The organism is Pseudomonas putida (genome assembly GCF_001941965.1).
In the GTDB taxonomy this organism is placed as follows: Bacteria; Pseudomonadota; Gammaproteobacteria; order Pseudomonadales; family Pseudomonadaceae; genus Aquipseudomonas; species Aquipseudomonas putida_L.
On sequence record NZ_MKZO01000002.1, the window covers coordinates 1 to 12,374 of the forward strand.

Annotated in this window: 12 protein-coding genes; 9 read left to right on the top strand and 3 right to left on the bottom strand. The window is 64.7% G+C overall.

Annotated elements, in window-relative coordinates; genetic code table 11:
* Positions 1–133 precede the first annotated feature (133 nt).
* From PSEMO_RS00855 to pdeM, 7 genes are all read left to right on the top strand, one after another.
* Positions 134–916, top strand: coding sequence for a transporter substrate-binding domain-containing protein (locus PSEMO_RS00855; RefSeq protein WP_075801296.1), 783 nt, complete (start codon positions 134–136; stop codon positions 914–916).
* 64 nt (positions 917–980) lie between these two features.
* Complete coding sequence (locus tag PSEMO_RS00860) at positions 981–1,709, top strand: ABC transporter permease (protein ID WP_075801297.1); 729 nt, start codon at positions 981–983, stop codon at positions 1,707–1,709.
* A complete protein-coding gene (locus tag PSEMO_RS00865) occupies positions 1,706–2,416 on the top strand; it encodes an ABC transporter permease (RefSeq protein WP_075801298.1) in 711 nt (236 codons plus the stop codon). Before PSEMO_RS00860 ends, PSEMO_RS00865 begins: the two co-directional genes overlap by 4 nt.
* Positions 2,417–2,428: 12 nt before the next feature.
* The gene (locus PSEMO_RS00870; protein ID WP_075801299.1) at positions 2,429–3,544 is read left to right on the top strand and encodes a succinylglutamate desuccinylase/aspartoacylase family protein; all 1,116 of its coding nucleotides are present in this window, start codon (positions 2,429–2,431) and stop codon (positions 3,542–3,544) included.
* Positions 3,545–3,554: 10 nt separating this feature from the next.
* Positions 3,555–4,319 (top strand): ABC transporter ATP-binding protein, encoded by a 765-nt coding sequence (locus PSEMO_RS00875; RefSeq protein WP_075801300.1) that lies wholly within the window; start codon positions 3,555–3,557, stop codon positions 4,317–4,319.
* A 54-nt stretch (positions 4,320–4,373) separates the two neighbouring features.
* Positions 4,374–6,839, top strand: coding sequence for a ligase-associated DNA damage response DEXH box helicase (locus PSEMO_RS00880; protein ID WP_075801301.1), 2,466 nt, complete (start codon positions 4,374–4,376; stop codon positions 6,837–6,839).
* Positions 6,823–7,482 carry a ligase-associated DNA damage response endonuclease PdeM gene (gene pdeM / locus PSEMO_RS00885; RefSeq protein ID WP_075801302.1) on the top strand — a complete coding sequence of 220 codons (660 nt, stop codon included), beginning with the start codon at positions 6,823–6,825 and terminating at the stop codon, positions 7,480–7,482. The genes PSEMO_RS00880 and pdeM overlap by 17 nt, the downstream gene beginning before the upstream one ends.
* 2 nt (positions 7,483–7,484) lie before the next feature.
* Here the strand turns inward: pdeM and PSEMO_RS00890 are convergent, their stop codons facing one another.
* Positions 7,485–7,709: a hypothetical protein gene (locus PSEMO_RS00890; protein WP_075801303.1), complete on the bottom strand. Its 225-nt coding sequence runs from the start codon at positions 7,707–7,709 to the stop codon at positions 7,485–7,487.
* 72 nt (positions 7,710–7,781) lie between these two features.
* On the bottom strand, positions 7,782–8,348 hold the full coding sequence (gene dcd, locus PSEMO_RS00895; RefSeq protein WP_042122772.1) for a dCTP deaminase: 567 nt from the start codon (positions 8,346–8,348) through the stop codon (positions 7,782–7,784).
* Between the two features lie 337 nt (positions 8,349–8,685).
* On the opposite strand from dcd, the gene PSEMO_RS00900 reads away from it, so the two are divergent.
* Positions 8,686–8,895 (top strand): cold-shock protein, encoded by a 210-nt coding sequence (locus PSEMO_RS00900; protein ID WP_028943495.1) that lies wholly within the window; start codon positions 8,686–8,688, stop codon positions 8,893–8,895.
* Positions 8,896–9,053: 158 nt separating this feature from the next.
* Here the strand turns inward: PSEMO_RS00900 and apbC are convergent, their stop codons facing one another.
* Positions 9,054–10,148 carry an iron-sulfur cluster carrier protein ApbC gene (gene apbC / locus PSEMO_RS00905; RefSeq protein ID WP_075801304.1) on the bottom strand — a complete coding sequence of 365 codons (1,095 nt, stop codon included), beginning with the start codon at positions 10,146–10,148 and terminating at the stop codon, positions 9,054–9,056.
* Between the two features lie 154 nt (positions 10,149–10,302).
* On the opposite strand from apbC, the gene metG reads away from it, so the two are divergent.
* On the top strand, positions 10,303–12,348 hold the full coding sequence (gene metG, locus PSEMO_RS00910; RefSeq protein ID WP_075801305.1) for a methionine--tRNA ligase: 2,046 nt from the start codon (positions 10,303–10,305) through the stop codon (positions 12,346–12,348).
* Positions 12,349–12,374 lie beyond the last annotated feature (26 nt).

Sequence of the window (12,374 nt, forward strand, 5' to 3'; positions counted from 1 at the left end):
GAATCCCCCAACCCCCACCCACACAGCACTTTTGGAACGATGGTGCGGAAATTGCTATCACTGTGATGTCGGGCCGCGACCGGTAACGGTGCACGGCCATACCTCATATCCGCCGCTTCACAAGGACTCCACGATGAAAAAAGCATGGCTGACGCTTTCCGCTGTTGCTCTGTGTCTGGCTGCCGGCAGTACCTTCGCCAAGGAATACAAAGAGCTGCGCTTCGGCGTCGATCCTTCCTATGCACCCTTCGAGTCCAAGGCCGCCGATGGTAGCCTGGTGGGCTTCGATATCGACCTGGGCAACGCGATCTGCAAGGAACTCAAGGTCACCTGCAAATGGGTCGAGAGCGATTTCGACGGCATGATCCCGGGCCTGAAGGCCAACAAGTTCGACGGTGTGATCTCGTCGATGACCGTCACTCCGGCCCGGCAGAAGGCCATCGACTTCTCCGAAGAGCTGTTCAGCGGCCCGACCTCGCTGGTCTACAAGAAAGGTTCCGGCCTGAGCGCCGACCCCGCCTCGCTCAAGGGCAAGAGCGTCGGCTACGAGCAAGGCACCATCCAGGAGGCCTACGCCAAGGCCGTGCTGGACAAGGCCGGGGTCAAGACCGTGGCCTACCAGAACCAGGACCAGGTCTACGCCGACCTGCTGTCGGGCCGCCTCGATGCCTCGATCCAGGACATGCTGCAAGCCGAACTGGGCTTCCTCAAGTCCGAAAAAGGCGCCGGCTATGAGGTGAGCGAGCCGGTGGACAGCGAACTGCTGCCTTCCAAGACCGCCATCGGCATCCGCAAAGGTAACACCGAGCTGAAGGAACTCCTGAACAAAGGTATCAAAGCGTTACACGACGACGGCACCTACGCCGAAATCCAGAAGAAACACTTCGGTGAGCTGAACCTCTACAGCGGTAAATAACCGTTGAAACAGTGCCCGCCTCACAAGGGCGGGCATTTTTATTTCTGCCTCGGGGTTCGCCTCCATGCTCGACCAATTCCTCGCCCTGCTCGGGCTTTCCGCTTTCAGCCTGCGGGGCTTCGGCCCGCTGCTCTGGCAAGGCACCCTGATGACCGTGCAACTGGCGTTCATGTCCCTGCTGGTGGCGGTCGCCATCGGCCTGGTCGGCGCCAGCGCCAAGCTTTCGCCGATCCGCATGCTGCGCCTGCCGGCCCAGCTCTACACCACGCTGATCCGCGGCGTGCCGGACCTGGTGCTGATGCTGCTGATCTTCTACAGCCTGCAAACCTGGCTCACCAGCCTCACCGACTACATGGAATGGGAATACATCGAGATCGACCCGTTCGCCGCCGGGGTCATCACCCTCGGTTTCATCTACGGCGCCTATTTCACCGAGACCTTCCGCGGCGCCATCCTTGCCGTCCCCCGGGGCCAGGTGGAAGCCGCCACGGCCTATGGCCTCAAGCGCATGCAGCGCTTTCGCTTCGTGGTCTTCCCGCAGATGATGCGCTTCGCCCTGCCGGGCATCGGCAACAACTGGATGGTCATGCTCAAGGCCACCGCGCTGGTCTCGATCATCGGCCTCGCCGACCTGGTCAAGGCCGCCCAGGACGCTGGCAAGAGCAGCTACCAACTGTTCTTCTTCCTGGTGGTCGCGGCGCTGATCTACCTGGCCATCACCAGCACCTCGAACCTGGTCCTGCGCTGGCTGGAACGGCGCTATAACGTCGGCACCCGGGAGGCGCTGCGATGATCGAACTGCTCCAGGAATACTGGCGGGCCTTCCTCTACACCGACGGCACGCATATCACCGGGCTGGCGATGACGATGTGGCTGCTTAGCGCCTCGCTGCTGATCGGCTTCCTCGTTTCCATCCCGCTGTCCATCGCCCGGGTCTCGCGCAAGCTCTGGGTGCGCTGGCCGGTGCAGTTCTACACCTACCTGTTCCGCGGCACGCCGCTGTATATCCAGTTGCTGATCTGCTACACCGGGATCTACAGCATCGCCGCAGTGCGCGAGCAACCGCTGCTGGATGCGTTCTTCCGCGATGCGATGAACTGCACCATCCTCGCCTTCGCCCTGAACACCTGCGCCTACACCACGGAGATCTTCGCCGGGGCGATCCGCAGCATGCACCACGGTGAAATCGAGGCGGCCCGCGCCTATGGCCTGCACGGCTGGAAACTCTATGCTTACATCATCATGCCGTCGGCGCTGCGCCGCTCGCTGCCGTTCTACAGCAACGAGGTGATCCTGATGCTGCACTCGACAACGGTGGCCTTTACCGCCACGGTGCCGGATATCCTCAAGGTCGCCCGGGACGCCAACTCGGCGACCTTCATGACCTTCCAGTCGTTCGGCATCGCGGCGCTGATCTACCTGTGCATCACCTTTACCCTGGTCGGCCTGTTCCGCCTCGCCGAACGGCGCTGGCTGGCCTTCCTCGGCCCCGCTCACTAGGACTGACTTGCAATGCACCACAAGACCCATGACCTGCTGGCCCCGGTGCCCGGTATCGCCCGGCAGATCCACAGCTTCCACTTCGGCCCGCGGGCCGGCGGCAAGATCTATATCCAGGCCTCGCTGCATGCCGACGAACTGCCCGGCATGCTGGTGGCCTGGCACCTGAAACAGCGCCTGGCCGACCTCGAAACCCGCGGCCTGCTGCGCAAGGAGATCGTCCTGGTGCCGGTGGCCAATCCGGTGGGCCTGGAGCAGGTGCTGATGGACGTGCCCCTGGGCCGCTACGAGCTGCAGAGCGGCGAGAACTTCAACCGCCGCTTCGTCGACCTCAGCGACCAGATCGGTGACCAGATCGAAGGCCACCTGCGCCAGGACCCGCAGCACAACCTGGCGCTGATCCGCGAGTACCTGCGCCGTGGCCTCGACGCCCACCCGGCCAATACCCCGCTGCAATCCCAGCGCCTGACCCTGCAACGCCTGGCCTGCGACGCCGACATGGTCCTCGACCTGCATTGCGACTTCGAGGCGGTCGAGCACCTCTACACCACGCCGGAAGCCTGGGCCCAGGTCGAACCGCTGTCACGCTACCTCGGGGTGCAGGCCAGCCTGCTGGCCACCGACTCCGGCGGGCAGTCGTTCGACGAGTGCTTCACCCTGGTCTGGTGGCAGTTGCAACAGCGCTTCGGCAAGCAGTTCCCGATCCCCATGGGCAGCTTCTCGGTGACCGTCGAATTGCGCGGCCAGGGCGATGTCAGCCACCCGCTGGCCGAGGCCGACTGCGAGGCGATCATCCAGTACCTGACCCGCTTCGGCGCCATCGAAGGCGAGCCGGCGCCGCTGCCTCCGCTGCTCTACCCGGCCACGCCACTGGCCGCCGTGGAGCCGGTCGCCACGCCGATGGGCGGCCTGCTGGTGTTCCATGTCACTCCAGGCCAGTACCTGGAAGCCGGGCAACTGGTGGCCGAGGTGATCGACCCGCTCAACGACCGGGTCACCCCGGTGCGCAATGTCCAGGCCGGTTTGCTCTATGCCCGCTCACTGCGGCGCATGGCAACCGCCGGGATGGTCATCGCCCATGTCGCCGGCCGCGAGGCCTACCGTAGCGGCTACCTGCTGTCGCCTTGAGGAATTGCGTGTGTACAAACTGACCATCGAAGACCTGCACAAGAGTTACGGCGAGCACAAGGTGCTCAAGGGCGTGTCCCTGAAGGCGAAGACCGGCGACGTGATCAGCCTGATCGGCGCCAGCGGCTCGGGCAAGAGCACCTTCCTGCGCTGCATCAACTTCCTCGAACAGCCCGACGACGGGCGCATGACCCTGGATGGCAAGGACATCCGCATGGTCCACGACCGCCACGGCATGCACGTGGCCGACGCCGACGAGCTGCAACGCCTGCGCACGCGCCTGGCCATGGTGTTCCAGCACTTCAACCTGTGGAGCCACCTCAGCGTGCTGGAAAACATCTGCATGGCCCCGCGCCGGGTGCTGGGGATCAGCAAGCAGGAAGCCGAGGAACGGGCGCGGCGCTACCTGGACAAGGTCGGCCTGGCGCCACGAGTGGCCGAGCAGTACCCGGCCTTCCTCTCCGGCGGCCAGCAACAGCGGGTGGCCATCGCCCGGGCCCTGGCGATGGAGCCGGAAGTGCTGCTGTTCGACGAACCGACCTCGGCCCTCGACCCGGAACTGGTGGGCGAAGTGCTGAAGGTGATCCAGGGCCTGGCCGAGGAAGGCCGGACCATGATCATGGTCACCCACGAAATGGCCTTTGCCCGCCAGGTGTCGAGCCAGGTGATGTTCCTGCACCAGGGGCTGGTGGAGGAGCAAGGTACGCCGGCAGACGTGCTCGGCCAGCCAAAAAGCGAACGCCTGCAACAATTCCTGCGCGGCAATCTGAAATAAAACCAACCCGGGCGGCCGGCGGTCTGTAGAGACACAGCCCTTGCCGAGCCGCCCATGCCCGCCTCTCCCAACCTTGCCGATGCCTGGTTCGCCACCCGTGGCTGGACACCGTTCGCCTTCCAGCGTCAGGTCTGGGCGGCGGTCGGGCGTGGCGAGTCCGGCCTGCTCCACGCCAGCACCGGGGCGGGCAAGACCTATGCGGTGTGGCTCGCCGCCCTGCGCGCCTTCGCCAGCCAGGGCGCGCAGCCTGCGCCCTTGCAGGTGCTGTGGATCACGCCCATGCGTGCCCTCGCGGCCGATACCGCCCGGGCCCTGCAAGCACCGCTGGAGGATCTCGAACTGCCCTGGACCGTCGGCGTGCGCAGCGGCGACACCTCCAGCGCCGAACGCGCCCGCCAGGCCCGGCGCCTGCCTTCGACCCTGATCACCACTCCGGAAAGCCTGACCCTGCTGCTGACCCGCGCTTCGGCGCACAACGACTTCGCCAGCCTGCGCATAGTGGTGGTCGACGAATGGCACGAGCTGCTCGGCAACAAGCGCGGCGTGCAGTTGCAATTGGCCCTGGCGCGCTTGCGCCGGTGGAATCCCGGGCTGGTGGTCTGGGGGCTGTCGGCGACCCTGGGCAATCTCACTCATGCCCTGGAGGTGCTGCTGCCCGAGGGCGGCCGGCTGATCGAAGGCAAACAGGACAAGAAGCTGCTGGTGGATTGCCTGCTGCCCAGGGCCATCGAGCGCTTCCCCTGGGCTGGACACATGGGCCTGAGCCAGTTGGAGCAGGTCGCCGGCGAGATCGATGCCTGTCACAGCTGCCTGGTCTTCACCAATACCCGGGCCCAGGCCGAGCGCTGGTACCAGGGCTTGCTGGAAGTACGACCGGAGTGGGCCGGATTGATCGCCCTGCACCATGCGTCGCTGGCTCGCAGTACCCGGGACTGGGTCGAGCGCAGTCTCAAGGACGGCGGGCTGAAGGCCGTGGTCTGTACGTCCAGCCTCGATCTCGGGGTGGATTTCCTGCCGGTGGAGCGGGTGCTGCAGATCGGCTCGGCCAAGGGCGTGGCGCGCCTGATGCAGCGGGCCGGACGCTCCGGACACGCGCCAGGGCGGGCCTCGCGGATCACCCTGGTGCCGACCCATAGCCTGGAGCTGGTGGAAGCGGCGGCAGCGCGTCAGGCCCTGGCAGCCGGGCAGATCGAGGCAAGGCAGTCGCCCCGGCTGTGCCTGGATGTGCTGGTCCAGCATCTGGTCAGCATGGCGTTGGGGGCGGGCTTTCGACCCGAAGAACTGCTGGCGGAAGTCCGCAGCACCTGGGCGTTTCGTGATCTGCGCGACAGCCAGTGGCAATGGGCGCTGGATTTCGTCCGGCATGGTGGCAGCTCGCTGACCGCCTACCCCGATTACCAGCGGGTCGAGCCGGGCGAGGATGGCGTCTGGCGGGTGGTCAGCGAACGTCTGGCCCGCCGCCACCGCATGGGCATCGGCACCATCGTCAGCGATGCCAGCATCCAGTTGAAGTTCTGGAGCAAGGGCGGTGGTGGCGCCAACCTCGGCAGCGTCGAGGAGGCCTTTATCGCCCGGCTGCGTCCGGACGATGCTTTCGTTTTCGCCGGCCGGGTGCTGGAACTGGTGCGGGTGGAGAACATGACCGCCTATGTGCGCCGCAGCACCTCGCGCAAGGCCGCGCTGGCGCGCTGGAATGGCGGGCGCATGCCGCTTTCCAGCGAGCTGGCGGACGCCCTGGTGGCGCAACTGGATGCCGCGGCCCACGGGCGCTTCGACGGCCCGGAAATGCGCGCCGTGCGGCCACTGCTGGACGTGCAGGCCGAGTGGTCGGCGTTGCCCACCCAAGCCAGCCTGCTGGCCGAGACCTGGCATTCGCGCCAGGGCTGGCATCTGTTTCTCTATCCGTTCGCCGGGCGCATGGCCAACCTCGGCCTGGCCAGCCTGATCGCCTGGCGGGCCAGCCGGGTGCGGCCGCTGAGCGCATCCATTGCGGTCAACGACTACGGTTTCGAATTGCTGACACCCACGGCGGTGGACTGGGCTGCCCTGCTGCCGGAAGCGCTGAGCCCGGACAACCTTCTGGAGGACGTGCTCGCCAGCCTCAACGCCGGGGAAATGGCCCAACGGCGCTTTCGCGAGATCGCGCAGATTTCCGGGCTGGTGTTTGGCGGCTATCCGGCGGCACAAAAAAGTACCCGACAGATCCAGGCCTCCAGCGGATTGTTCTTCGAGGTATTCCGTCGCCATGACGCGGACAATCTGCTGCTGGGCCAGGCCCGGGACGAGGTGCTGCGCGAGGAACTGGAGATCGAGCGCCTGCAGCGCCAGTTGCTGAAGATGAATGCGCTGCGCCTCGACCTGCACGACCTGCGCCGCCCGGGCCCGCTGGCGTTCGCCCTGGTGGTCGAGGGCATGCGCGAGACCCTGAGCACGGAAAAGCTGGCGGACCGCATCGCGCGGATGGTCGCCGATCTGGAACAGGTTGCCGACGGGAGGCCGCGCCGTGCCCGCTCACGTTGAGATCGAACTCTGCGGGGAACGCCTGTGGCTGCTGGCGGACCGCGCCCTGTACTGGCCCGCGCGCAAGGCGTTGCTGGTGGCGGACGTGCATATCGGCAAGGCGGCCAGCTATCGCGCGCTCCACCAGCCGGTGCCGCGCGGCACCACGGCCGCGACCCTGGAGCGGCTGGACAGCCTGCTGGGGGCTTATCCGTGCGAACAGATGATCGTCCTGGGAGATTTCATTCACGCCCGTTCAGGGCGCGCACCGGCGACCCTGGCCTTGCTCACGGCCTGGCGCGAACGTCATGCGGGGGTGCATTTCCGCCTGATTCGCGGCAATCACGACCGCCATGCGGGTGATCCTCCGGCGCAACTGGGTATCGAGGTGCTCGACGAGCCCTGGGTCATGGACCCCTTCGCCCTGCAGCACGAGCCCCAGGTGCATCCGTCACGGCCGGTGCTGGCCGGGCATGTACACCCGGTCTGCGTGCTGCGCGGGCGGGCGCGGCAACGGCTACGCCTGCCGTGCTTCGTGATCGACGAGCAGGTCAGCCTGCTGCCGGCCTTCGGCGAGTTTACCGGGGGCTGGGAGGTGAAGCCTGATGCGCCAGCGCGCCTGTACCTGGCGGGCGACGGCCAGGTCTGGCCGCTGGCGCCCTGAATTCAGGCTACCGGAGCAGGTGGTGGTTCATCGGGAAGGGTGGGTTCACCGGGCTCCATCGGCGGGTTTTCACCCGGCTGAGGCGGTTGCGGAGTGTCCGGATCCGGCTGCCCGGGTACACCACCGGCATGCAGCGGAGGATGGGCCAGCAACGACCACGCCAGCAGCCCGATCTGGTTGGGCTGCAGGATGGCAAGCTTGGCGCTGATGGTGGGGTCCAGTTTCATCGGCTGCTCCTGACGAGAGGTTTCAATCTCTTGGAGTGCCAAACGCCGGGGGAATTCCCCCGGCTCGTCGGATCAGGTGCGCGGCAGGGTGACGCCGCGCTGGCCCTGGTACTTGCCGCCACGATCCTTGTAGGACACTTCGCATTCTTCATCGGATTCGAGGAAGAGCATCTGTGCCACGCCTTCATTGGCGTAGATCTTCGCCGGCAGCGTGGTGGTGTTGGAGAACTCCAGGGTCACGTGGCCTTCCCACTCCGGTTCCAGCGGGGTGACGTTGACGATGATGCCGCAGCGCGCGTAGGTGCTCTTGCCCAGGCAGATGGTCAGGACGTTGCGCGGAATGCGGAAGTACTCGACGGTACGGGCCAGGGCGAAGGAGTTCGGCGGGATGATGCACACGTCGCTCTTGACGTCGACGAAGCTGCCGGCATCGAAGTTCTTGGGATCGACGGTGGCCGAATTGATGTTGGTGAACACCTTGAATTCGTCGGCGCAGCGCACGTCGTAGCCATAGCTGGAGACACCGAAGGAGATCAGCTTGTCATTGCCGTCGTTGCGCACCTGGCGCTCGACGAACGGTTCGATCATGCCGTGTTCCTGCGCCATGCGGCGAATCCACTTGTCCGATTTGATGCTCATGGCGGGGTATCCTGAAATAGCGGGGTGAAAAAGGTGACGCGCATCTTACCGGGACGAGCGCCCGCTTCAAAGATTTAGCCTGCATCCATTTGCCGGACGGAGCCCTGCAGGCCACGAACGGCGCCGTCAGTCATGATTTGTGCAAAAGCCCCACGAGACCATTGGCACGTTGGGGAAAAAGGGTTAAGGTGCCGCCACTGTGCTGCACGTTGTCACTGAGAATCTCTACTTGATGCAAGATTTCGATCGCCCATCCATGAATTTTCTGTCTTTTTGCACTCAGTCCCGGCCAGGGCGTTTCCTGAGCCGTTAACTACTTTGTCCAAGGAGACAGACCATGTCCAATCGCCAAACCGGTACCGTTAAGTGGTTCAACGATGAGAAAGGCTTCGGCTTCATCACCCCACAATCCGGTGACGACCTGTTCGTACACTTCAAAGCCATCAAGGCTGACGGCTTCAAGAGCCTGAAAGAAGGCCAACAGGTTTCTTTCATCGCTACCCGCGGTCAGAAAGGCATGCAAGCTGAAGAAGTCGAAGTTATCTAACTTCTGCTGATTCGCTTACATAGCGTTCAAAAAAACCCGCCTCACGGCGGGTTTTTTTATGCCTGGGTTTTGTGGTGTGGCTACTGGCCCCATCGCTGGCAAGCCAGCTCCCACAGGGATCGCGTGCACCGCTGAACCTGTGGGAGGCCAGTACAGGCTCAATCGTCGCTAATGGTGATATTCGGCATCGCCGGCGCCGCCGCTTCCTGCAACACCAACCGCGCGCCCACCGACCGCGCCAGTTCCTGGTAGACCATGGCTATCTGGCTTTCCGGCTCGGCAATCGCCGTCGGCTTGCCGTTATCAGCCTGCTCGCGGATCAGCATCGACAGCGGCAGCGAGGCCAGTAGCTCGACCCCGTACTGCGACGCCAGCTTCTCGCCACCGCCCTCGCCGAACAGATGCTCGGCATGCCCGCAGTTCGAACAGATATGCACGGCCATGTTCTCGACCACGCCCAGCACCGGGATATTCACCTTGCGGAACATCTCCACGCCCTTCTTCGCGTCGAGCAAGGCCAGGTCCTGCGGCGTGGTGACGATCACCGAGCCGGCCACCGGGACCTTCTGCGCCAGGGTCAACTGGATGTCGCCGGTGCCTGGCGGCATGTCGATCACCAGGTAGTCGAGGTTGTCCCAGGCGGTCTGGGTCACCAGTTGCAGCAGCGCCCCGGAAACCATCGGGCCACGCCAGACCATCGGCGTGTTGTCATCGGTGAGGAAGGCCATGGACATGACTTCCACGCCATGGGCCTTGATCGGCACGAACCACTTCTGCTCCTTGACCTGCGGCCGGGTGCCCTCGGCGATGCCGAACATCACGCCCTGGCTCGGGCCATAGATATCCGCGTCGAGAATGCCCACCCGCGCGCCCTCGCGGGCCAGGGCCAGGGCCAGGTTGGCGGCGGTGGTGGACTTGCCCACGCCGCCCTTGCCGGAGGCCACGGCGATGATGTTCTTCACATTGGCCAGGCCGGGAATCTGCGCCTGGGCCTTGTGCGGCTCGATCACGCAGTCGATGGTCACCTTCGCCGCGCTGACGCCGTCCAGCCCTTCGATGGCGGTTTTCAACACCTGGGCCCAGCCGTTCTTGAACAGGCCGGCGGCATAGCCCAGTTGCAGCAGCACGCCAACCCGGTCGTCCTCGATGACGATGGCGCGCACGCAGCCGGCGCTGACCGGGTCCTGGTTCAGGTACGGATCGGTGTATTGACGAAGGACGGCTTCAACCGCTGCGCGAGTGACGGCGCTCATGGAGACTCCCGATAAAAGACTGGTCTGGATAGCCCGCTATGCTAACCCGTGTGTCAGCGACGGGACGTCCACGGGGTGAAATATATTTCCCGGCGCTTTATAGTGGCCGATCATCGTTTTCCCCTGAATAGCCGAATTAAGTAGCCGAGCCCCCATGTCCGAGCCACGCCAGATCCTCGTTACCAGTGCCCTGCCCTATGCCAATGGTTCCATCCACCTTGGCCACATGCTCGAGTACATCCAGACCGACATGTGGGTGCGTTTCCAGAAGCACCGTGGCAACCAGTGCATCTACGTCTGCGCTGACGACGCACACGGCTCGGCGATCATGCTGCGCGCGGAAAAGGAAGGCATCACCCCGGAACAACTGATCGACGGCGTACAGAAGGAACATGCCGGCGATTTCGCCGACTTCCTCGTCGATTTCGACAATTTCCATTCGACCCACGCCGAGGAAAACCGCACGCTGTCCAGCAGCATCTACCTGGCGCTGCGCGATGCCGGCCATATCGCCACCCGTTCGGTGACCCAGTACTTCGACCCGGACAAGAAAATGTTCCTGGCCGACCGCTTCATCAAGGGCACCTGCCCGAAATGCGCGGCCGAAGACCAGTACGGCGACAACTGCGAGAAATGCGGCGCCACCTACGCCCCGACCGAACTGAAGAACCCGAAGTCGGCGATCTCCGGCGCCACCCCGGTGCTCAAGGATTCCCAGCACTTCTTCTTCAAGCTGCCTGACTTCCAGGCCATGCTCCAGGAATGGACCCGCAGCGGCACCCTGCAGGACGCCGTGGCCAACAAGCTGGCCGAATGGCTGGACTCCGGCCTGCAGGAGTGGGACATCTCCCGCGATGCGCCGTACTTCGGCTTCGAGATCCCGGACGCGCCGGGCAAGTACTTCTACGTCTGGCTGGACGCGCCGATCGGCTACATGGCCAGCTTCAAGAACCTCTGCGCACGCCGCCCGGAACTGGACTTCGACGCCTTCTGGAACAAGGACTCCACGGCCGAGCTGTACCACTTCATCGGCAAGGACATCGTCAACTTCCACGCCCTGTTCTGGCCCGCCATGCTCCAGGGCGCCGGCTACCGCAAGCCGACCGCGATCAACGTGCACGGCTACCTGACCGTCAACGGCCAGAAGATGTCCAAGTCCCGCGGCACCTTCATCAAGGCGCGCACCTACCTGGACCACCTGCCGCCGGAATACCTGCGCTACTACTACGCCTCCAAGCTGGGCCGCGGCGTCGACGACCTCGACCTGAACCTCGAGGACTTCGTGCAGAAGGTCAACTCCGACCTGGTCGGCAAGGTGGTCAACATCGCCAGCCGCTGCGCCGGGTTCCTCCATAAAGGCAACGACGGCGTAATGGTCGCCGGCGATGCCGCGCCAGAGCTGACCGAAGCCTTCCGCGCCGCCGCACCGAGCATCGCCGACGCCTACGAGGCCCGCGACTTCTCCCGTGCCATGCGCGAAATCATGGCCCTGGCCGACCGCGCCAACGCCTGGATCGCCGACAAGGCGCCATGGTCGCTGAACAAGCAGGAAGGCAAGCAGGACGAAGTCCAGGCCATCTGCGCCCAGGGCATCAACCTGTTCCGCCAGCTGGTGATCTTCCTCAAGCCGGTGCTGCCGGTGCTGGCGGCGGAGGCCGAAGCTTTCCTCAATGTCGCGCCACTGACCTGGAACGACCACCAGACCCGCCTGGAAAACCACAAGCTGAACCCGTTCAAGGCGCTGATGACGCGGATCGAGATGGCCAAGGTGGAAGCCATGGTCGAAGCCTCCAAGGAAGACCTGGCCGCCAGCCAGGGCGCGCCTGCGGCCCCGGCCGGCAATGGCGAGCTGGCCAAGGACCCGCTGTCGCCGGAAATCGAATTCGATGCCTTCGCCGCGGTGGACCTGCGGGTCGCCCTGATCGTCAAGGCCGAAGCCGTGGAGGGTGCCGACAAGCTGCTGCGCCTGACCCTGGATATCGGTGACGAACAGCGCAACGTGTTCTCCGGGATCAAGTCGGCGTATCCGGACCCGGCCAGGCTGGAAGGTCGCCTGACCATGATGATCGCCAACCTGAAGCCACGTAAAATGCGCTTCGGCGTATCCGAGGGCATGGTCATGGCCGCCGGTCCTGGCGGTGAAGAGATCTACCTGCTCAGCCCTGACAGCGGCGCCAAGCCGGGCCAGCGCATCAAGTAACCCCGTCGCCCCGGCCTTACCCGCCG

Bases quoted from the DNA above. Each gene is read 5' to 3' on its own strand.
- PSEMO_RS00880 (WP_075801301.1), top strand. From the start codon at position 4,374: ATGCCCGCCTCTCCCAACCTTGCCGATGCCTGGTTCGCCACCCGTGGC.
- PSEMO_RS00860 (WP_075801297.1), top strand. From the start codon at position 981: ATGCTCGACCAATTCCTCGCCCTGCTCGGGCTTTCCGCTTTCAGCCTG.
- dcd (WP_042122772.1), bottom strand. From the start codon at position 8,348: ATGAGCATCAAATCGGACAAGTGGATTCGCCGCATGGCGCAGGAACAC.
- PSEMO_RS00900 (WP_028943495.1), top strand. From the start codon at position 8,686: ATGTCCAATCGCCAAACCGGTACCGTTAAGTGGTTCAACGATGAGAAA.
- metG (WP_075801305.1), top strand. From the start codon at position 10,303: ATGTCCGAGCCACGCCAGATCCTCGTTACCAGTGCCCTGCCCTATGCC.
- PSEMO_RS00855 (WP_075801296.1), top strand. From the start codon at position 134: ATGAAAAAAGCATGGCTGACGCTTTCCGCTGTTGCTCTGTGTCTGGCT.
- PSEMO_RS00865 (WP_075801298.1), top strand. From the start codon at position 1,706: ATGATCGAACTGCTCCAGGAATACTGGCGGGCCTTCCTCTACACCGAC.
- apbC (WP_075801304.1), bottom strand. From the start codon at position 10,148: ATGAGCGCCGTCACTCGCGCAGCGGTTGAAGCCGTCCTTCGTCAATAC.
- PSEMO_RS00890 (WP_075801303.1), bottom strand. From the start codon at position 7,709: ATGAAACTGGACCCCACCATCAGCGCCAAGCTTGCCATCCTGCAGCCC.
- PSEMO_RS00870 (WP_075801299.1), top strand. From the start codon at position 2,429: ATGCACCACAAGACCCATGACCTGCTGGCCCCGGTGCCCGGTATCGCC.